Consider the following 22,104-nt stretch of genomic DNA (forward strand, 5'->3'; position numbering starts at 1 on the left):
GATCATTCAAATTGGATCCGTTATGAAGGCCCAGGTATTGAGTCCGATAAAGTCGGCTATCGTTTTTACCTCGATTGGCGCAATGGCTTTGACATTTTCGGTAAATTAACAACTAAGCCTGTGCTGCATAATGTCGGCCTTGATGGTTATTCTTCGTATCATGACAAACAAGACTGGGGTATGGATATCCTTAAAGTTGGCAACTCTTTAGGTGCTGGCGGATTTGGTTTACTAGGCAAGAATGACGCGTTGGAACATGTCGCTGATGTTAGCAAACGCACAGCACGCATTGTTGAAAACGGCGATTTACGCGCCAGTATCCAAATTGATTATCAAGGCTGGCAAAACAGCTATCAACAGCAAAATTTAACCGCGAATATTAGTATGCATGGCGGCTCACGTTTAGCACATGTAGAACTAAGCACTGATAAAGATTTGCCTAATTTAGTGGCTGGTGTGGTCAAACACCCTGAGACTGAGTTTATTCAAGCTGATCTCGATGCAATGAGTAATTATGGCTACAGTTATATTGCCAGTTGGGGCAATCAAAGTTTAGATAAATCAGCTTTAGGGATGGCGGTTTTCTTTAAAAAAGGCGATGTTATTGACGTACGCCAAGATAAAAATAACTACCTTGCAGTACTAAAACCAAAAGGGCAAAGTACCCAGCATGTAGATTACTATTTTGCCTCAGTGTGGCAACCGGAAAGTGGTATCAATGATAAAGAAAGCTTTATTAAGTACCTTGATCAACAAGCTGAAAGATTGACTATTAAACCTCGCATTACCTTGCACACCACAGCAACAGCAAAACAAACGACGCAACCGCTTAATGATAAATTAGCACTTCAGTGGGCGCGTGCCCTTGCTGATTCGGAGCTGAAAAGAAAAACACTGAGCTATCATGCCAATGGCTGGGACGTTAATCGTAAACGTAGCCCAAAGTTTGAATACGATATTATAGGCTTACAGCCTTATGCATACTACCAATTAGGGCTGGCAACGGATGAGCAAATTTATAAAGATGTAATTGCCCAAGTTACTGGCAGCTTTATTGATCAGCAAGGAAAAATTAGCGCCTATAAACAAAGCAATTTTAATATCGATAATATTCCACCGGGTCGTAACCTTATCCAGTTATACCAAGATACCAAGCAACAGCATTACTTAACAGCTGCGCAGACTCTGCGAACTCAGTTACAGCAGCAGCCTCGTACCTCGCAAGGCGCATTTTGGCACAAAAATAAATACCAACATCAATTATGGCTAGATGGCGTATATATGGGTATGCCATTTTTAGCCCAGTATGCTAGCTTATTTGAAACGGGCCACCAGCAGCAAGAAACATTTGCTGAGGTTGTAAAGGAATTTAAGCTAACGCGTGAAGTGCTTAGAGATCCAAAAACGGGCCTTTACTATCACGGTTGGGATGAATCTAAACAACAAGCGTGGGCTAATAAACAAACCGGTGTTTCCGCAGAGTTTTGGGGCCGTGGTATGGGCTGGCTCGCGATGGCTGTCGTTGATGTACTCGATTACATCCCAGCAAAAAATACAGAGCAACGCGAAACGTTGCTCGCCATGGTACAAGAGTTAGCCACTGATATTGCCAAAGTACAAGATGCTGATACCGGCACATGGTGGCAAGTTTTAAACAGACCAACGGCTTTAGGCAACTATCAAGAATCAAGCGCAACAGCGATGTTTGCGTACTTTTATGCCAAAGCGCTTAATAACGGTTATATAGATGCCCACTATCAAGACACTGCGCTTGCAGCATATCAAGGTTTACTTAACCAATTTACATTAGTCCATAGTGATGGCACGGTCAGTATGACCAACCAATGCTATGTTGCAGGACTTGGCTTCGGCCGCGATGGTAGCTATCACTATTACATGAGCGAGCCGGTCAGTAAAAATGATCCTAAAGGAAACGGCCCCTTCATTCTAGCCAGCCTTGAAATAGCTAAGCTTTTAGCTGGTAACAACTAACCAGCCACAGATAAGTCAACCGGTAAACAAAGTCCATCGCATTTTTGCTTACCGGCCAAAACTCACTTCCCTGCAACAACATCAGCACACTTAGCTCATAAGGATTAATGATGCGTATACTGAAATTCATTAAAATCACCTCTAAACAACAGATTCTTTCTTTTTTTATCTGCTGCTTATGCTGCTCAATACTGAATGTGTCTGCTCAAGATAATAACAACTCACTGAGCTATGCCGTACAAATGGCAGAGTCAGAGATGAGCCGCAACCCACAGGCGTACACCATTGATTGGCGCAGTGAACCGCGCTGGGACTACACCCATGGTTTAGTGTTACTGTCGCTTGCCAAGCTCTACCAGCAGCAACCAGAGCAGCGCTATTTCAATTACATTAAAGAATATCTAGACGCGTTAGTAATGGAAGATGGCAGTATTAAAACCTATGTAATGAGCAAATATAATCTCGATATGCTCAATGCGGGCAAGTTACTGTTTTTTATGTTTGATCAAACCAAAGACCGTAAATATCGTCTTGCCCTCGATACCCTCTATGCACAATTCGCCTTACAACCTCGCACACAAGATGGCGGATTTTGGCATAAAAAACGCTATACATCGCAAATGTGGCTTGATGGCTTATATATGGCAGCGCCCTTTTATGCGCAATATATCCGCCGATTTGGTACGCCAGATCAGTATGATGATGTTATTAAGCAGTTTGAATTAATTGAACAACACACTTATCGCAGCGACACCGCATTACCCGTGCATGGTTGGGATGAGTCAAAACAACAACGTTGGGCGGATAAAAAAACCGGACAATCGCCTAATCATTGGTCGCGCTCTATCGGCTGGTACGCCATGGCAATGGTCGATGTGTTAGACCAACTACCGAATGAGTACCCGAAAAAAGCGTGGCTAACACAACGCTTTACCGCATTGATTGATAACATGTTAAAGCTACGCTCCGACTCTGGAGTGTGGTTTCAAGTTACTGATAAAGCTGAATTAGACGGTAATTATTTAGAATCCTCTGGTAGTGCTATGCTCAGCTATGCAATTGCAAGAGCTGTTAATCAAGGTTACTTACCTGATAGCTACCAAGTGATTGCAAAAAATACCTTTAATGCTGTAATTAGCAACTTTATTAAACGTGAAGAAGATAACACCTTATCAATCCAACAAGTATGTGAAGTAGCAGGACTTGGCGGAAAACCATATCGAGATGGCAGCTTTGCTTATTACATCAGTGAAAATGTACGCGCGAACGATCCTAAAGCAGTCGGCCCTTTTATTCTTGCTAGTTTAGAAATGGAGAAATAACCGATGCTAAGCAACAAATACTATTTCTATTTAGCACTTTTGCTCGTTTGCTTAAGTAGCAGCCAAGGTTACGCAAAAGAGTTGCAATTATTATCACAAAAACAAACTCAAAATCCGTGGCAAGCTGATCTTGGCAATGGCGAGTATAAAAACCCAATTTTGCATGCCGATTATTCCGATCCAGATGTGGTTGCAGTAAATGGCCATTATTACATGACCGCATCTAGTTTTAATTCCGCTCCTGGCTTGCCTATTTTACATTCTACCGATTTAGTAAACTGGCAATTAATAAATTATGCGCTGCCGATACAACTGCCACAAGCTCACTTTGCAAAAGTACAACATGGCAATGGCGTATGGGCGCCAACAATCCGTTTTCATGATAATAAATTTTGGATTTTCTACCCTGATGCTGATTTTGGTATTTACGTTACAACTGCAAAGGATCCAGCTGCAACATGGTCAACCCCAGAGCTTATTTTAGCTGGGAAAGGATTGATCGACCCTGCACCTTTATGGGATGACAACGGCAAAGCGTACTTAGTACATGCATGGGCAAAAAGCCGTGCTGGCTTTAATAATGTACTAACGCTGCGTGAAATGAGTGATGACGCAAGTTGGGTAAGCGACAAATTTACACATATTGTCGATGGTAAAAATCACCCTGGATATCGCACCATTGAAGGTCCTAAATTTTATAAACGTAACGGCTATTACTATATTTTTGCGCCCGCTGGTGGCGTAGATTTAGGCTGGCAATCGGTATTTAGAGCAACAGCAATTACCGGCCCCTATGAAGCCAAAGTTGTAATGGCACAAGGCAATTCAGTGATCAACGGCCCCCATCAAGGTGCGTGGGTTCACACCAAATTTGCTGAGGACTGGTTTATTCACTTTCAAAGCAAACAAGCGTATGGCCGTATCACCCACTTACAACCTATGCGCTGGGAGCATGACTGGCCAATCATTGGCGTAGATAAAAATGCTAATGGGACTGGGCAACCTGTTTTACAATACACTAAGCCACAGAGCGAACTCGCCTCACAGCCCACCAGCATAGTGAACAATGATGAATTCAACAGCCCTGAACTAAATTTGTTATGGCAATGGAATGCAAATCCAAGTAGCAGCTGGTATTCACTGACTGACAACCCCGGCTTTTTACGCTTATACTCGCAGCCAATTACAGCCCAAAATAGTACTAATTTATGGTCAACGCCTTCTTTGTTACTACAAAAAATTCCCGCAGAGCAATTTGCTTTTACGACCACATTGCAGGTCAACAAAACAAGCTCTGCTAGTTCCTCAGGACTAATTTTATTTGGTGAAGACTATGCATGGATTGGTATCAAAACATCTTCTACTGGCGAACAACAGCTAGTTTATGTGCATTGTTTTAATGCGAGAAAAGGCTGTAAAGAAACTATTGTAGAGCAACAACCATTGATACAACCCTATCTTGAACTAAAAGTCGTTCTACAACCAGGCGCAACCGCCATTTTTAGTTATAGAACCGCTGCGAGCGCTGAATTTAAAATTATTGGTGAGCACTTCCAAGCTAAAAAAGGCCGTTGGGTGGGCGCCAAATTAGGCTTGTTTAGTCTGTCGCAAGACTCAACCACTACTCGCTTTGCAGATTTTGACTATGCCCGTTATAGCACTTTGGATTAAAATGAATATGTTTAAACAGCAAAAGTTGAACTTTTTTGCCATATTATTGCTCTGTGTTCAGCCATGCATAGCAGCTGATTACACCGTTGAAAATACTTATAAAAAACTAATCAAACACTATCCACACATGCAGCTGCCCGCAACGACACTTCCTGACTCTGTCATCGCTCATAAAGCACTGGTTTACAAACAAACTGCGACCAGTGCGTTAACGTTAGATATTTACCAGCAACAGCAGCAAACGCAAACAGCACCTTTAATTCTATTAATACACGGTGGTGGCTGGCAGTCAGGCAGCCCCTCATTAATGACCGCGCTTGCCATTACGCTGGTAGAGCGAGGCTATATTGTTGCAACCCCCAGTTACCGACTCAGTGGTGAAGCACCTTTCCCTGCTGCATTAGAAGACTTAAAAGATGCATTACTTTGGCTTAAAGAAAATGCGCAACAGTATAATATAGATAGCACTAAAGTTGTTTTATCGGGAGGCTCTGCGGGTGGCCAATTAGCTGCGTTATTAGCCTACAGCGGCGGAATTGTTGATAGCAGCGACACTAACTCCAAGCGATTTAAGGTCCAAGCGCTGATAAACATAGATGGCCTAAGTGATTTCACCTCCGCTGAAGCATTACCATTTGAAAACAATCCAGCTAAAGCCGTCACTTCAGCCAGTAAATGGTTAGGGGGCCGTTATGAAAGCATCCCACAGCGTTGGCGCGCCGGATCGCCTATTTTCTATATTGATAAAAACGCGCCTGCGACACTTTTCATCAATAGCTCAGTGCCACGCTTTCGTGCAGGTCGAGACAGCGCAATACAAAAGTTACAAGAGTTGCATAGACCCAGTGAAGTTTACCAATTCGATGATGCGCCGCATTCATTTTGGTTATTCCAGCCGTGGTTAACGCCAACGACTGGTGTTATTGATGACTTTTTAACAGCACAATTCGCTAACAGTCGTTGAACACTATTGAAGTTATAATCGAAAGCCACTTTGACTTAACAATTCTATTTAAGTCTATAAAGTGGCTTTTGCTTTATTAGTTGCTAAGTGAGTTTAAATACGCCACTAAAACCTGCTCTTTAGTGGCATTTTCAAATTGCGGCTGATGTTGTTTTAGCCAGTCATCATCCACACCATCTTGATCTGTATCAGAGATTGCAGCAAAGCCTAAAAATTGCTTTTCATAAGTATCCCAATCGCCTATTAATTCAAATTCGTGGTCAATTAAACCGTTTTTCTTGATTGGCACAGCGTCTGTTAATTGCTGATAAACTAAGTTATCAACATTATCAATAAATCGACCGTTGGCATTGCGACTTGCACCTATATCTTGCGCTTTGCTGGCATCGTTAAATGCTTGCTCTGCACTAACATAGACCAATGTCTGTTGCATCGGTGAGGTAATGATTGCTTGATCAGTTAACCAAGGGCTCTTTGCATCACTCTTTGTGCGCTTTGCTTTGACTGCTTTACGGTAGTTTACACCTAAGTAGTTATGCTCACTTAGCTGTGGATTATTCTCAAGGGTATTACCCATGATATAGGCTTGATTTTCTTTTATCTCAGGGGAGTACCAAATATCGGCAAACTGCATAATTTTGCTGGCTTTACCGGGTTTGTAATAATTATTGATTAAATTAAACCGACCATTTTCTGAGCCATACACATTGTTATGTCCCCAATTAAAAATAATATTATTGATAAGCTCAACAAACTCTTCATTTTGTGGGTACGGTGATTTAAGCCGATGACCATTGATCCTTGGTGTTCTACTGGCATGATTGGCAATTATGTTATTAATAAAGCTTGCATTTGCTCCGCCCCAAATACCACCATAACCATGATCCCCTTTTGGGTGAATGGAATGGCTTAAACTGTGCGAAATCATTGAGTTTTGTAGTGTGAAATTACGATTATTATAAAAACTCGCCGTTTCATCCACTGACCAACTTAATGAGCAATGATCAATAATCACATTTTCACTGTTACGTACCGTTAAAGAATCATCGGCATAGCCAAAAGTACCTAAGCGAAAGCGCAAATAACGAATAATCACATTATCAGCGGCAGATACCGTAACCGGAGCACCGACAATAGCAATCCCACCTGGCGAACTTTGCCCTGCAATGGTGATATTACCATGTGATATTTTAAGTTCCCCTGCCAATTTGATCACACCCGACACCGCAAATACGATAGTGCGAGGATGTTTTTGCACAATTGCATAGCGAAGACTGCCTGGCTGCGGCTTTTCAACGTTATCTTCTAATGTAGTCACTCTATAAACGGTGCCATCAACGCCGCCGGTCGCGTATTTACCAAATCCTTTTGCAGTTGGAAAAGCCAATGGCGTGTTAACTTGTACAGCGTATAAATTAGTTGAAACAAAAACCGTCAACACAGTAATGATGCTTATTAATACGATATTGAGATAGTTTAAATTATTATTCTTCAGAACTTGCATAATGTTCCTTGGCTATTTCGTTTTTAATGCTGGTTAAAATAAAAAATTGTCAATATGTAAATTGACAGTTTCATTAATACAGTGTTAACTTCATGTTATTCCATTTTGCCACCGGTGGCAAGTTGGGATTAAAATCAACGGGAATCGCATAACTTGCACACACAATTATAAGCCTGAAAAAGGAATAAAGATGAAAAGCATGAGATTAAGCGCGATCGCTGCAGCATTAATGGTTGCAATGCCACTTTATGCACAAACAGCCGATCCTGCACAGCCAAAGCTTGATAATAATACACAACAAGCCACAGCTGATACCGAACAAGAATCAAAAAAAGCAGCCCAAGTAGCTGAAGATGATATAGAAATTATAGCTGTAACCGGTGTCTATCAAGCCGATTTAAAAGCACGGGCTATGGAGCGTGATGCTAAAGCCTTTAGCTCAGTGATTGCCACGGATGATATGGGCAACTTTGTTGACCAAAATGTCGCAGAGTCACTGCGTCGTATTCCCGGTGTCACTTTAGAGCGCAGCGAAGGTGAAGGAAAATACATTGCGGTGCGTGGTTTAGGGCCTAAATTTGTATCTGTGAGTATGAATGGTGCAGAACTCTCTGGTGCGGGGGATGATCGTAAAATAGGCCTAGATGGCATCACCAGTGATTCACTTGGTGCCATTGAAGTATTTAAAACCCTTACCCCAGATATGAACCTCAATTCAATTGGTGGTGCAGTAAATGTTAAAGCCATCTCTGCGTATGATCGTGGCAAAAACACTCTAAAAATGAAGCTACAAGATTCATACAGTGAATTACGCGAAGAGCAATCGCCAAAGTTTAGCATTGATGGTACCCAGCTATTTTTAGATGAAAAAATTGGCGTTGGTTTTGCTCTTTCTTATGAAGATAGGAAAACCCAAGTAGATGAAGCACGCCATCATAGCACCCGCGAGTTAAACTTTTTAAAAGGCGGGATTGGCCTCAGTGAAGAGGAGCTCAGTGTTGCACCAGAAATATTGATCCCCGCGCAACTTGAAAACCGCCGTGAAATTGCCGATAGAACACGTACCACCGCAACCCTAAATGTAGAATTTAAGCCCACCGCAGACAGCTTTTATTACATTCGCGGTAACTACTCAAATTACACTGATGATGACATCGCGCAAAGAGAGTTTTATAACTTTTATAATGGCGACCAAGCAGATGAAATTATCTATGTAAATGCTGATACAAAAGAGTTTGCTCTGTCTGATATCGATGTATTTAATCAGTATTTTGTCCAAGAAGGTGAAACGACCACGACTAACTACAGCTTTGGTGGTGAAAACTATATTACCGATACATGGCGGGTTGATTATGAATATGCATATTCTAAAACAGATGATAAATCAGTGGGCGATCGCCGAGTGCAATTTCGTGAGCGCGAAAATATTGTCTACGGTCAAGGCAGTAAAAATAATATTGTTGCGCAGGTGCTTACTCCAGAAGAAGCCGCTGCCTTAGGTGGTTTTGCGTTAGATCCAGACAATGATGTTTTTGCCGGTGAAGCCGATGGTGACATCAGCGATTTATCAAATATGGAATACGACAACTTATTTATGGAAGACAGTGTTCGTACGGATGAAGTCACCAGTATCAAGTTAAACATCCAAAAAGACTTTGATTTTGAGTACCTGAATTTCATCAAGTTTGGTGGTACTTATAATGAACGCGAACATTTCCGAGATAAAGATCGCTGGAGCTATGCAATAAATCCACTGGACTGTGGCACAGATGAAAGCTGTATTACCGTCGCCAACTCAAATGTTACAGATTACAACTATGGGGTGCCTGAAGGTGGCTTATTTAACTACCCTTTTGTTAGTAAAGATGACCTTGAGTACATGGTTGATTCAACTAAAATCACACGTGAAAGTGCCACCGGTGGCGAGGTATCGATCGACAGTACCAAAGAGGACTATACCTTATACGAAGATACCTACGCTGCCTATATTATGGCCGAGCTGCAGCTATCAGAGCAAGTTAGTGTAATCACCGGTGTACGCTATGCACATACCGAGTTTTCATCAACTGGCTATATGTCATTATCAAATGATGATTGGGATTTTGGCGGTGATCACACCTTAGATATTTCGGTGCCTTTACCAGAGGCATCCATTACCTACAGTGAATTTTTTCCAAGTATGCATCTGCGCTACGAACCGAATCCTGAAATGTTAGTGCGTACATCTCTATGGACAAGCTATACCCGCCCTTCGTTTAAACAAGCCCGTGGTTATGCACGTTTTGATAGTGATATTAGCTTATGTGATCCAACAACCAACGAATGCTACAGTACCCCTGACGGGCAAAGTGCCATTGATTTACAAGGCTATATTTTAGGGCCTGACAATGCGCTACAAGTGGGTAATCCAAACTTGGTGGCAATGACCTCAGATAACTTTGACGCCTCATTTGGCTGGTATCCATCCAAAGAGTTATTTATGGAAGCGGCGGTATTTTACAAAAATATCGATAACTTCATCGTGGATGTCACCGGTATTCAAATGAGTATTGATCAATTACCGCTTACTTTACCTGTAAACCAAGTATCTGATTTTGCAATTCCTCAAGATCTTGCTCTAAATCAGGTTGATATAACCCTCAATGGTGACAAAGCCGCCGTTTACGGGATTGAACTTAGTTACAACCAGTTCTTCAAAAATGGCTTATTTTGGCAAAGTAATATGACCTTTGTAAAAAGTGAAGCCGAACTCGACGCCACGATACGACAAGACAAAATGCAGCTACCAGGCCAAGCAGATATTACCGGTAATGTTGCTGTGGGTTGGGAAGATGAGACTTTCTCGTTCCGCCTAATTAGTAATTACCGCTCGGATATTCTTGAAGAGGTTGGCTCTTGTCCTGCTACTGCCTCGGTAGCAGATCCCAAATCATGTAAATCATGGGCAGATATCTATCAAGACGATATTTTAACCTTTGATATGAAAGTCAAATATGACTTCACAAAAAGCCTCAGCGTGTACTTTGATGCCATTAACTTAACCGATGAAGCGGATTTACGTTACTTCAAAGGTAATGATTTATCTGGGGGCGAGATCCTTTACCAACGTGAGGATTATGGCCGCACGTTCCAGTTGGGTATGAATTATAAGTTTTATTAACAATCAACGAGTAATAAAAAAAACGTTAATTTCACACACAATTAACGCGTAAATGACGCGCTTTCATCCTTGGAGGGATGCATGAATAATACAATAAAAATACCATCGTGTTTGCTGCTCACCGCGATCTTAGCAGGCTGCGGTGAAGAAAGTTCTATCAATGTCAAAGAAGCCCCATTGCCACCTATTCAAGGGGTGTTTGTTGACAGCCCAGTGACTGGTTTAACCTATAATAGCCCCTCGGTAACCAATGGCGTAACCACAGCTGACGGACAGTTCGATTACTATAGAGGTGAAGCTGTCGATTTTTCCATCGGTGCGCTTACCTTCCCTACGGTTGCCGCAGCAAATGTGCTTACTCCCCTCGCGGTATTTTCAACCGATACCGTGTTTCATCCTGCGGTTATTAATAGCTTACGTTTATTGCAGTCACTCGATGTTGATGGTGATCCAAGTAATGGCATCACCATTAGCGCGCAAGCAGCCCAAGCGGCGCAGATGACGCTTGGTGAAGGACAAACGGTTACTGATTATTTTAGTAGCGATGAGTTTGAGGCTAACGTTAATGCCTGGCTCGCTGATGCAGGCTCTGTTAACAGTAGCTTAATTCCAGCTGATCAAGCTATTGTGCACTTTGTTGATTTTATTTTTGAACAATACAACAGCACCCAACCCTTAGCATTTAATACTGCCGATTTTAGCGGAACATTATACAACCCATTAGTGCAAGGCAGCGAGGCAACTATTGCACAGTTGATATTAACGCCCGTTGATGAAGCAAACCTTAGCGGTACATTCAGCCAAGTTGTCGATGGCAGCGAAACTGTAACAGGCAGTTATGCGTTTTTATTCGGTAACCGTGTACTTGCACTGACCTCAGGTGAAGGCGAGTCTGCTACCACTGAGTATATTATTTCTCGCTCACATAATACGGTTAATAATAGCTACAGTGTTTGTGCCACCAGCGATGTAAGCGCATTGGCAACACTGGTGTTGACTTGTGATAGTAATGATGATGCTAAAAACAATATTTTAGTGTTCTCCGAGCAGCAAGCGCAGGAAGAACTCATTAAGCTTAATGATCTCGCAGAGCAAGCAGGATTAGCCTTAATTGAAGAATTTGATACTGACACTGAGACATTTTTCTCATCAAGCTATAAAAGCTTATCGGCTGAGCAAGGTAGCGGTCCGCTATATTTTAAAAGTGGTGGTAGCGCAGAAATTGATGATGTAGCAGGCCAACTAATTCTTGAAGGCGATCGTATTACCATCGGTAATACCCTGCCCGGCAAAGAATCAACAGCGGCTGATAACTCAGGTGTGGGTATTTATAATTTAAGTGAAGGCTTTACCCTGAGCTTTGATGTGATTGCTCACAACGGTGCTGGTGGTCTTTCGCTGTATGTTGATAATAATACCGCCAGTCAAAGTAACTCAGTGCATGGCGGTGCCTCTAAGTTTTACGGCAAAGATATAAATGAAACCAACACCCCTGCGGGTAAACGGTTTTCTTATACCTACATTCCAGGTGAAGATGTAAATACCGGTGCCGATCTCACTCATGTCGATGCACGGGGTATTTTAAACCCAGATATTAAAAATTCGTACTTTCAAATACGCACTGATTCAGCTGCCATGATGGTCATTGACAATTTAACCATTGAAACTGTCGCTACGGATGTGCCAGATGTTGACCCTCCTGTAGAGGGTGAGATCCCAACAGTAGAGTTACCAATCACCACTGACTTTACCGCGCTTACTGCGGATATTTTCTCTGTTGATCATCAGAAAATTATTGATGCTAACGGCGCTGAAATCCCAATGTTTAGCAAAACAGGCGGCTCAGTCACTGTGATTGATACCGGCTTAGAACTCGATGGTGGCCGTTTCACATTAGGTAATACTACGCCAGGTATTGAAACCGCAGCAACGGATACCACCACCAGTGGAGCGCTGGATTTGTCTCGTCCATATCAAGTGGTGATGGATATTGTCAGTGTAAGCGACCCTGAAGGTGATAATAAATTCCAAATTTATGTGGATAACAATACATCTAGCAGCTCTAAATCAATCCATGGGAATGACTCACGTTTTTATAATGAATTGATCAACTCGCTTACTGCTGGCCAAACTTTAACAGTACCTGGGCAGCTTGCGACGAAAAACTCATTTTTACAGTTACGTACCGAAACAGGCGGCACTGTGGTGATCAATAACCTCAGAGTTGAGTATGTTAAAGATCCATCGGTATTTAGCTGCGCAGATGCAGCTGAACTGTATTTTTGTGATGACTTTGCCAATGGTGATTTAACTAATTGGCAAATTTTAGCCAAGCCCGATAACACTGCAGCCCCAATGGGTGAATTTGATGTACTTGATATCATGGGCAATAACGTGATGCGTTACACCGCAGGCGGTGCTGGTGGAGAAATTATTTTAGCCACCGAAGAAGCTATGGCAAACGTGCCAGCGACGGGCAACTATTTTGTTGAAGCGAAAATTCGCCCACGGCAAAACTCTACAACGGCCAATAAGCAAATCTTCTTAATGGCACGCTATTTAAATGCCGGTAACTGGTATGCCGGTGGCTTAAATGTGCAAAACTCATCAAGCAGTACCCAAGTGGAAGTTGCCGTGAGTAGCGAGGGGTCAATTGCGCGTCCTGTGCAAACAAAATCACCCATCTTACTCGGTGAGAAAGGCGCCACTGAAGATGGCGTTTGGTACACCACTCGCTTTGAAATGATTGATGATCAACTTACCGTGAACTTGAACGGTGAAATAATGGGCACGGCTAGTGATACCAGCTATACCGCACGAGGCTTAATTGGTGTGTTTACGAATAATCGCTCGTTTGAGATTGATGATGTAAAAGTGGGCGACCCTAGCATCAAGCCGATTCAGCTAACCCTTGATTATAAAGAACCGACGTGGGATACCAGTACCACTATGGATCCGTTGTTGATCAATGTTACAGCGATTAAAAACGATGGAATTACAGCCGATACCTACACGGTCACATCAAGCAATGACGCTGTGGTGAGCGTTACAATTGATGCAAATATGACCACCCTCACGCCGATTGCCGCAGGTGATGCAACTGTCACCTTTGTATCTGATTCAGATCCAAGCATTACGCGTACTATTAAAGTCTCTGTGGCAGAAGGCTTTGTTATGCCAACCGCTGACTATGGTGACTTAACAGATAAAGTGATGCCAGCGATTGCTAGCGATAACCAATTTGTTGATACCCAGCTATCAATTACTTTTGATAACGCCCCTACCTTTGGCAGTTTAGGTGAAATACGTATTTATAAACAAAACGACAACACCCTTGTTGATACACTTAAGGTTGGAAAGAACATTGATGTTATTGGCTACACTGGCCAAGATAAAGTCCGCTCTGTGTATTACTACCCGCTCACGATTGAAGGTAATACCTTAACTATTAAGCCACATAATAATGTGCTTGAATATGGCCATACCTATCGTGTTGTCATTGGTGATGATGTGGTACTGGGTGCACAACTAAACGGTGCTGATTTTGTTGGCTTAGGTGATAACAGTCAATGGACGTTCACCACTAAAGTAACAACGCCTGCAGGTAACCAACTACTGGTTGATGATGACGGTGTCGCTGATTTTAGAACCGTGCAAGGTGCACTTAACTTTGCAATGGCAAGCCTTGCTAAAGATGAGCAAACCACCATTTCTATCAAAGATGGTATCTATAATGAGTTGCTGTTCTTACGCAATAAAAATAACGTAACAATACAAGGGCAAAGCCAAGAAAACACCATTATTCAGTATGAAAACTACGAAACACTCAATGGTGGCTCTGGTGGCAGTGCGCCAGTAGGTTCAGGCACACCGGGCGGTGGTCGTGGTGTATTTTTAGTGGAAGGTGCTGATATGTTAGTGCTCAACAACCTAACATTGAAAAACACCCATTTGCGTAACAAGGTTGATTCAAACCAAGCTGAAACGATTTACTTTAATAGTAATGGCCGCTTAGTGGCTAACAATGCCAGCTTTATCAGTGAACAAGATACTCTATTACTTAAAGGTTACACTTGGTTTTACAATAGCTTAGTTGCAGGTAATGTTGACTTTATTTGGGGTTACCCAGTTACTGCATTATTTGAAGACAGTGAAATTCGCACTATTGGTGATTCGAAAGACGGTGATCCAACTAAAGACTCATCAGGTGGCTATGTACTGCAAGCCCGCGTGCCAGTACCAACAGATCCTGGCTTTATCTTCTTAAATAATCGTTTTACTCATGGCCCTGGCCCAATTGGCAATGATGTGTTAGACAATTCAACCTATATTGCACGCAGTGGGGGCAGCGACAGCTATTTTGATAACATTACGCTTATCAATAATAAGTTTGACACTCACATTGCAACCTCAGGTTGGGCTGTGCAAGGGGTTAACAGTCAACCGGCTCCAAACCCTGAAATCGCAACGGCCACCAGTGGCTGGCGCGAGTATGGCAGCATGGACTTAGCAGGTAATGCCCTTGATTTAAGTGCTCGTGTTGGCGGTTACATTATGCAAGACAGCGACGTGGTTAACTTACTTGACCGTAACGCTATTTTTGCCAGCTTTAACGATGGCCAAGGTTGGACACCTGAACCACTTGCCATTCCAGTATTACCCGATGAGCCAGTTGCAATAACACCGGTGAATAATAACCTGGGTTTTGCTGGTTATAATTTTAACCTAACCGGTGGCGCAGGAGGCACTGTGGTAACGGTCGATAATGGCACAGCGCTTAAATCGGCTTTAGCACAAGCAAAATCATCTGGTGTTCCAGTGACTATTTATGTGGATGGTGTCATTACTGATGCGAACAGCGGCGGTGACAATTCTTCTATCGAAATTAAAGATATGGATAATATCTCCATTATCGGTGTGGCAGATCGTGGTGAGCTAAGTGGTATCGGCATTGCTATTCGTCGTGCTAATAACATCATTATCCAAAACTTAAAAATCCATGAAGTACTTACCGGCGGTAAAGATGGTATTTCGATCGAAGGTGATGAAAATAAACCTACCGCGAATATCTGGATCGATCATAACGAACTCTATTCATCGTTAAATGTTGATCAAGACTATTACGATGGTTTAATTGATTCTAAATCGGGTGCTGAAAACATCACCATTTCATATAACTATATTCACGATAGTTGGAAAACATCGCTACATGGTCACAGTGATGATGACTCAAGTAGCAATAAGAATCGCCACATTACCTTTCACCATAACCGCTTTGAAAACATAGTCTCGCGGGTTCCATTATTTAGATTTGGTCAAGGTCATCTGTTCAATAACTATTACAACAATATCACCTCTAGTGCGATTAACTCACGGATGGGCGCAGAGCTACATATTGAAAATAACTACTTTGAGCATACTAAAAACCCTGTGGTTTCTTTTTACTCAAAAGTAATTGGTTATTGGAATACCTCGGGTAATTACTTAGGTGAAGGCGTTAGTTGGGGCGATGTGGCTGATGGTGATGTGGCAGCAGAAGTAACTGCTTCGGGCATAACGCCAACAAGCTCATACCAAGCACCTTATGAGTATACTTTGACGCCAGTCATGGATGTTAAAGCGCATGTGATTGCCCATGCTGGGATTGGTAAAATTGATCAAAGCGATTTGGACATTCCTGACATTGCAGCGCCAAGTGAGCCACCGGTGCAACAGCCGCTAGGTTTACCCTTTACTGAAAATTTTGCCGCAGCGAATACGGACGAGTTTTTTAGTAATAGTTATCGCGACTTATCAGGCTTAGCTGGATCTGGTACCCCGCTGTTTCATCGTGTCACTGGCACTATTGATGTATCAGCAGGCCAATTAACCATGACAGGTGCACGTATTAGTATTGCTAATACCACCCCTGCGGTGAGTACCACCGCAGCAGATGCAAGCACCACGGGGTTACTGGATTTAAGTAATAGCTATCAAGTGAGCTTTACGGTCGCCGATGTGACAGGCAATACCGCCAAGAGCTTCCAGATATATGTTGATAATAATACCTCTGGTAGCGCGAATTCAATTCACGGTAGTTCGTCGAAGTTCTACTCAGTACAGCTTCAAGACCTAGTCCCTGGGCAAACCTACACAGTCGATGGACTGGTAGCCACTGCTACCTCATTCATCACTATCAGAACGGAAAGTGAAGCCACTATCACATTGGATGAAATTACCATTCAATAGTTGCAATGAGAGCAGCGCAGCGCTGCTTTCACTCAATATGATAGTTACCAATACCCTTGCCTCGCACAGCAAGGGTATTTTCATTGCCCTTAACTAAAACAATGAACCTCAGATTGAAGTCCTCATTTACTTTTCATTCTTTTCTCTTTGTGCAATAAGATCTTTAAGTGAATAATTCACATAGAGATTAACAGGCGCTGCGCTTAAAGAGCTAGGGCATCATGAAATTAAAGTTTTTAAATTGATATTAGAGTCAAACGTGGCAGGACTTGCGGCGCTCAAAATGTGCCAGATATTAAAAAAGAAAGCGCCCTACTGTGTAGTAAGGCGCATTGTATCTCTGTAAGCAAAAGATTAAGGGGATTTAATCTAGGCTATTTAGCACATTTATTAGTAGATTCTCGCTTTACTAGATAAGGCGTGACTACGTCATCTAATTTAATTCTTTCACTTTGTGTCGATTGGCTTTTATTAATCAGCTTTTGCACCGCTAAGCACGCCATATTTTGTACCGGCCTGCGAATGGTGGTTAACGATGGAATAATCCGTGAAGCCAAAATATTATCATCAAACCCAGCAACCGAAAGTTCTTCTGGAACTTTGATATTGAGGTTATTAGCAACACGCAAAACCCCTGCCGCCATTTCATCATTATTAGCAACAATGGCAGTTGGACGCGGCTCTGTGCTTAATAAGCTCATCGCGCACTCTATTCCGCTTTCGTAACTGTTTTTACCTTCAATGATGCGGTGTGAAGGCAATTGCACATTACATTGTTGCAATTCAGCTAAAAAGCCGGCTAAGCGTTCGATTGAAGAACGATATACTTGTGGACCTGAAATAAAACCAATGTCTTTATGGCCCAGTTCAACCAAGTAGCTGGCCATTTCTTTCATCGCCGCCCGTTCATCAGACACCACAATGTTATCGGCATCATCTAAATCGACTGATGCTAAACGCACATACGGGCAACCAGCTTCACGAATTGCTGCAGCCAACTCTTTGTTTTCAGATACTGGCGGTAAAATAATCACGCCATCAAGCTTAGAGCGCGAAATAAATGACAGGCAATCATCAATAAATTCAGCACTTTTAGAGTAACTAGGATGCACAACCAGCTCATAACCAAGTTCTGAGCAGACGCTTAATGCGCCTCGTTGCACCTGATCAATATACAGTGCATCGGGGTTATCATAAATTAAACCTAATAAATAAGAACGACTAGATGCTAGCCCCCGTGCTTGTTTGTCAGGAGAAAAACCAACTTCGCTGATAATTTTAAGCACTCGCTCTCGCGTCGCTTCACCCACGGCGGGAGAGCGGTTGATCACACGTGAAACTGTGCGCTTTGAAACACCGCACAGCTTAGCTACATCATTAATCGTTACTGACATAAAAGTTCCTATTTAGGATGATTGCAAAGTTTAACACTAACCGTAGATCCATAGAAGTAGTTAGTCAGCTCTTGTTATACATTGACTACTTTGATTTAAAAGAAAAATGGAGCTGTTGAGCTCCATCACAGATTTGTTTGGTTAAGTTGACCTAAACGCTGAAAAATAAATTATCTCAAGTTCAGGTTAGTTACTCGATTAAACCAAATAAGCGCGGTAATGTTTCACTAATTGCTGGTACATAGGTCACTAACATTAATACCAGAAACATCACAGCATACAGCGGTAACATTGGTTTGATGATTTTATGCAACGACGTTTTTGCAACCGCACAACTGACAAACAGTACACTGCCAACCGGTGGCGAAACCAAGCCAATCGATAGATTTAACACAATCATAATACCAAATTGAATTGGTGACATGCCAAGCTGCTCAGCTACTGGTAAAAATATTGGGGTAAATATCAACACCGCTGGGGTCATATCAATAAACGCACCAACTAAAATCAGAATCAGGTTGATCAGCAGTAAAATTAATAACGGGTTTTCACTGAGCGTTAAAAAGAACTCACTGACCAGTTGTGGAATATGGGTGTACGACAATAACCACGACATGCCCGACGACGCGGCAATGATCAGCATTACAATAGCGGTTGTTTCACAGGCTTTTAGTAATATAGCAGGCATTTCAGCTATATTGATTTCTCGGTAGATAAATACCGACAGTACTAAAGCATAAATAACCGCAATGGCCCCCGCCTCTGTTGCGGTAAATACCCCACCAATAATGCCGCCAATAACAATAAAGATCAGTAGTAAGCTTGGCAAAGCAGCGAGTATTTTTTCCAGCACAATCTTAAATGGCAGTCTTGCTGTTACTGGGTAGTTGTTACGAATAGAGTAAATAGCGCAAACAATCATCAACGCCAGCCCCACTAAAATCCCAGGTAAGTAGCCGGCAATGAATAATGCCGCTATCGATACCCCACCACTGGCAATCGCATAGATGATTAAAATATTACTCGGTGGTATTAACATGCCCGTAGTAGCGGCACTGGCCGTTACCGCTGCAGCAAAACTGGCACTGTAGCCATGTTTTTTCATCTCCGGCACCATAAAACTGCCAATCGCTGAAGTTGCAGCAACGGCAGAGCCTGAGATTGCACCAAATAACATGCACGACATTACATTTACCAGTGCCAAGCCGCCGGGTAAAAAGCCTATCATCGCCATCGCACATTCAATTAGCCGTTTAGCAATGCCGCCTTGGCCCATTATCAACCCAGATAGAATAAAAAACGGGATTGCCAGTAATGCAAAGCTATCAATCCCCCCCGCCATTTGCTGAGCTATGGTAGTGGTGGCAGGCGTGAAGTCGATGTGCATTAACAGCGCCGCTAATGTTGACAGCGCAATACACAAAGAAATAGGTACATTAATAAACAATAAAGTAAAAAAACAAACGATTAATACAATTGCCGTTAAATCCATTACGCTTGCTCCTTAAATGTTTGCTGTGCATAATTAACTAAGTTTTCAATGCAGTTTATAACAATCAGCACCCCGCTCAGCGGTAACACGATATACACATAACCCATGTTGATCTCAAGCGCCGCTGACGTTTGCTTTAATTCAAAACTCAACATCATTAAACGACTGCCGCCATAAACCAAGATACTTAACGCAGTGAACAACACGCAGATTTCGATTAAAAATGAGCATTTATGTCTAAGCGACGGGATCATTTTTTGATAAAACAGATCAAGTCCTAAGTGGGCTTTGGTGCGATACGCATAGGACGCGCCTAACACCCCGATCCAAATCAGTAAAAAACGCGCTAACTCTTCGGTGTATGAGCTGGGTGAGCGTAAAATAAACCGTGAAAAAACTTGCCAACAAACGACGGTTACAATCGCTATCATGGCTAAAATCAGTAATCGCTCGATGATGCGATTTAAGTGTGTGTTTAGTTGTCGCATTGTGTGCCTCTACATGCTTTTTATTTTTTTAATATGCTCTGCAACCGCTGTATCAGCGAACGAAGCATGAAAATCAGCCACTTTATCTTGAAACGCTTGTTTATCTGGGTAGGTCACTTGTACGCCTTCTGCGATCACTGCTTTAAGCGCCTCATCAGATGCGTTTTGCCACAGTGAACGTTGATACTCAACTGAGTCGGCCATCGCTTGGCTTAACCACTGTTGTTGTTCACTATTAAGCGAATTCCACACGTCTAAACTGGCTAAAATCACATCTGGCACAAAAGTGTGTTCATCCAGTGAATAATATTTAGCGATTTCGTAATGACGAGATAAGTAATAGCTTGGTGGATTATTCTCTGCGCCATCTACTACACCTTGTTGCAGTGCAGCATACAATTCGCCCCATGCAATCGGCGCTGCTGCGCCGCCTAACGCTTGCACTGTTGCCACGGCTGTGGGGCTATTTAACACGCGAATTTTTTTGCCAATTAAATCTTCAGGGGTATTAATCGCACCATTAGTAGTATAAAAGCTACGGCTGCCTGCATCGTAATAACCCAACCCTTTGAGTCTTGCAGTACTTACTTTATTAAGTAGCTCGGTGCCTAAATCGCTTTTAAGCACTCGCCAAAAATGTTCGCTATCACGAAATAAATACGGAATACCAAACACTTTCATCTCTGGTACAAAGCCTTCCAGCGGGCTTGCCGATACTTTAGTGATTGATAAACTGCCTATTTGTAATAACTCAATGAGTTCGCGTTCAGACCCTAATTGACCGCCTGGGTAGATGACAATTTCCATTGTGTCATTTGAATAAAATGCCAAACGTTCAGCCATATATTCCATTGCTTGATGCACCACATGACGGGTATCGAGTGTATGCGCCAAGGTTAATCGCACTGTTTTTTTGTCATCGCTGCAACTGCTAAGCAAAAATAACGACAAAACCAGCATTATCTTTATGAGAAGATTTCTATTCATTATTATTTCTTCTTATCGCTATATGATCATAAAAGAGCTGATTATCTCAGCTCGCTCGGTTGATATTTATCCATATCATCATAATCGAGGTTTTCACCTGCCATGCCCCAAATAAAACTGTAATTTTGTGTACCAGCACCTGAGTGAATTGACCACGGCGGCGACACCACAGCTTGCTCGTTATGCACCCAAATGTGGCGAGTTTCAGTGGGCTCGCCCATAAAGTGACATACAGCTTGCTGCTCGGGCAGTTCAAAATAAAAATACACTTCGTTACGGCGATCATGTTGATGGGCAGGCATAGTATTCCAAACACTGCCCGGTTTTAGCTCAGTTAAGCCCATTTGTAATTGGCATGTTTGCACCACGGTATTGATCAGCATCTGGTTAATATCGCGCTCATTTGAAGTTTCAAGTGCTCCTAAGTGCAGTACATTGGCATCATCACGGGTTACTAACTTATTTGGGTATTTATGATGGGCAGGCGCAGAATTGAGATAAAACTTTGCGGGGTTATTGCTGTCATGACTTTTAAATACCACGTCATCGGTATCTTTACCTAAGTACAAGGCATCTTTATAGCCAAGCTGAAAATCTTCGCCATCAGCAGTTACTGTGCCGCTGCCGCCCACATTTATTAGTCCGAGTTCGCGACCCGTTAAAAAGTTTGCAGCTTTTAAGTTGTCTACGGTTTCTAGCGTAAGTGGCGTGCTGGTTGGTACTGCACTGCCCACCATAAAACGCTCATAGTGAGTGTATAGCCAATAAATGCTGTTCTCTTGCATGAGTTTGTCGACCAAAAACTCATCTCTTAACTGTTGGGTGTCATAGCCTTTAACTTCATTTGGCCCGACGGCATAACGTGACTCTATTTCTGTGCTCATAACATGCTACCTAAAATT

12 protein-coding genes are annotated in these 22,104 nt (G+C 42.5%); 6 read left to right on the forward strand and 6 right to left on the reverse strand.

Annotated elements, in window-relative coordinates; all coding sequences use genetic code 11:
- The 4 genes from ENH88_RS22475 to ENH88_RS22490 form a co-directional block, all read left to right on the forward strand.
- On the forward strand, positions 1 to 1,992 hold a 1,992-nt coding region (locus ENH88_RS22475), incomplete at its 5' end, for a glycoside hydrolase family 88 protein (RefSeq protein ID WP_304185772.1).
- A 242-nt stretch (positions 1,993 to 2,234) separates the two neighbouring features.
- Complete coding sequence (locus ENH88_RS22480; protein ID WP_304185773.1) at positions 2,235 to 3,314, forward strand: glycoside hydrolase family 88/105 protein; 1,080 nt, start codon at positions 2,235 to 2,237, stop codon at positions 3,312 to 3,314.
- A gap of 3 nt (positions 3,315 to 3,317) precedes the next feature.
- Positions 3,318 to 4,985, forward strand: a complete 1,668-nt coding sequence (locus ENH88_RS22485; protein ID WP_304185774.1) for a glycoside hydrolase 43 family protein — start codon at positions 3,318 to 3,320, stop codon at positions 4,983 to 4,985.
- Position 4,986: 1 nt separating this feature from the next.
- On the forward strand, positions 4,987 to 5,949 hold the full coding sequence (locus ENH88_RS22490; RefSeq protein WP_304185775.1) for an alpha/beta hydrolase: 963 nt from the start codon (positions 4,987 to 4,989) through the stop codon (positions 5,947 to 5,949).
- A 76-nt stretch (positions 5,950 to 6,025) separates the two neighbouring features.
- On the opposite strand, the gene ENH88_RS22495 is transcribed toward ENH88_RS22490, so the two are convergent.
- Complete coding sequence (locus tag ENH88_RS22495) at positions 6,026 to 7,453, reverse strand: pectate lyase family protein (protein ID WP_304185776.1); 1,428 nt, start codon at positions 7,451 to 7,453, stop codon at positions 6,026 to 6,028.
- 190 nt (positions 7,454 to 7,643) lie between these two features.
- Between ENH88_RS22495 and ENH88_RS22500 the strand changes: the two genes are divergently transcribed.
- Positions 7,644 to 10,613: a TonB-dependent receptor gene (locus ENH88_RS22500; RefSeq protein ID WP_304185777.1), complete on the forward strand. Its 2,970-nt coding sequence runs from the start codon at positions 7,644 to 7,646 to the stop codon at positions 10,611 to 10,613.
- Positions 10,614 to 10,694: 81 nt separating this feature from the next.
- The gene (locus ENH88_RS22505; RefSeq protein WP_304185778.1) at positions 10,695 to 16,841 is read left to right on the forward strand and encodes a pectinesterase family protein; all 6,147 of its coding nucleotides are present in this window, start codon (positions 10,695 to 10,697) and stop codon (positions 16,839 to 16,841) included.
- A gap of 374 nt (positions 16,842 to 17,215) precedes the next feature.
- Here ENH88_RS22505 and ENH88_RS22510 read toward each other — a convergent pair whose 3' ends face one another.
- From ENH88_RS22510 to kduI, 5 genes are all read right to left on the reverse strand, one after another.
- On the reverse strand, positions 17,216 to 18,235 hold the full coding sequence (locus tag ENH88_RS22510; protein WP_304185780.1) for a LacI family DNA-binding transcriptional regulator: 1,020 nt from the start codon (positions 18,233 to 18,235) through the stop codon (positions 17,216 to 17,218).
- A gap of 190 nt (positions 18,236 to 18,425) precedes the next feature.
- Positions 18,426 to 19,727, reverse strand: a complete 1,302-nt coding sequence (locus tag ENH88_RS22515) for a TRAP transporter large permease (protein ID WP_304185781.1) — start codon at positions 19,725 to 19,727, stop codon at positions 18,426 to 18,428.
- Positions 19,727 to 20,215 (reverse strand): TRAP transporter small permease, encoded by a 489-nt coding sequence (locus ENH88_RS22520; RefSeq protein WP_304185782.1) that lies wholly within the window; start codon positions 20,213 to 20,215, stop codon positions 19,727 to 19,729. Before ENH88_RS22520 ends, ENH88_RS22515 begins: the two co-directional genes overlap by 1 nt.
- Before the next feature lie 9 nt (positions 20,216 to 20,224).
- Positions 20,225 to 21,202 carry a TRAP transporter substrate-binding protein gene (locus ENH88_RS22525; RefSeq protein WP_304185783.1) on the reverse strand — a complete coding sequence of 326 codons (978 nt, stop codon included), beginning with the start codon at positions 21,200 to 21,202 and terminating at the stop codon, positions 20,225 to 20,227.
- Between the two features lie 41 nt (positions 21,203 to 21,243).
- On the reverse strand, positions 21,244 to 22,086 hold the full coding sequence (kduI, locus tag ENH88_RS22530) for a 5-dehydro-4-deoxy-D-glucuronate isomerase (protein WP_304185784.1): 843 nt from the start codon (positions 22,084 to 22,086) through the stop codon (positions 21,244 to 21,246).
- Positions 22,087 to 22,104: the final 18 nt, after the last annotated feature.

Origin of the sequence: Pseudoalteromonas prydzensis (genome assembly GCF_011050055.1) — a bacterium.
GTDB classification, from domain to species: Bacteria; Pseudomonadota; Gammaproteobacteria; order Enterobacterales; family Alteromonadaceae; genus Pseudoalteromonas; species Pseudoalteromonas prydzensis_A.

What these genes read in the sequence shown, in the direction of transcription:
- kduI (WP_304185784.1), bottom strand. Translation starts at nt 22,086, where the DNA reads ATGAGCACAGAAATAGAGTCACGTTATGCCGTCGGGCCAAATGAAGTT.
- ENH88_RS22525 (WP_304185783.1), bottom strand. Translation starts at nt 21,202, where the DNA reads ATGAATAGAAATCTTCTCATAAAGATAATGCTGGTTTTGTCGTTATTT.
- ENH88_RS22490 (WP_304185775.1), top strand. Translation starts at nt 4,987, where the DNA reads ATGAATATGTTTAAACAGCAAAAGTTGAACTTTTTTGCCATATTATTG.
- ENH88_RS22500 (WP_304185777.1), top strand. Translation starts at nt 7,644, where the DNA reads ATGAAAAGCATGAGATTAAGCGCGATCGCTGCAGCATTAATGGTTGCA.
- ENH88_RS22495 (WP_304185776.1), bottom strand. Translation starts at nt 7,453, where the DNA reads ATGCAAGTTCTGAAGAATAATAATTTAAACTATCTCAATATCGTATTA.
- ENH88_RS22480 (WP_304185773.1), top strand. Translation starts at nt 2,235, where the DNA reads ATGGCAGAGTCAGAGATGAGCCGCAACCCACAGGCGTACACCATTGAT.
- ENH88_RS22515 (WP_304185781.1), bottom strand. Translation starts at nt 19,727, where the DNA reads ATGGATTTAACGGCAATTGTATTAATCGTTTGTTTTTTTACTTTATTG.
- ENH88_RS22505 (WP_304185778.1), top strand. Translation starts at nt 10,695, where the DNA reads ATGAATAATACAATAAAAATACCATCGTGTTTGCTGCTCACCGCGATC.
- ENH88_RS22520 (WP_304185782.1), bottom strand. Translation starts at nt 20,215, where the DNA reads ATGCGACAACTAAACACACACTTAAATCGCATCATCGAGCGATTACTG.
- ENH88_RS22485 (WP_304185774.1), top strand. Translation starts at nt 3,318, where the DNA reads ATGCTAAGCAACAAATACTATTTCTATTTAGCACTTTTGCTCGTTTGC.
- ENH88_RS22510 (WP_304185780.1), bottom strand. Translation starts at nt 18,235, where the DNA reads ATGTCAGTAACGATTAATGATGTAGCTAAGCTGTGCGGTGTTTCAAAG.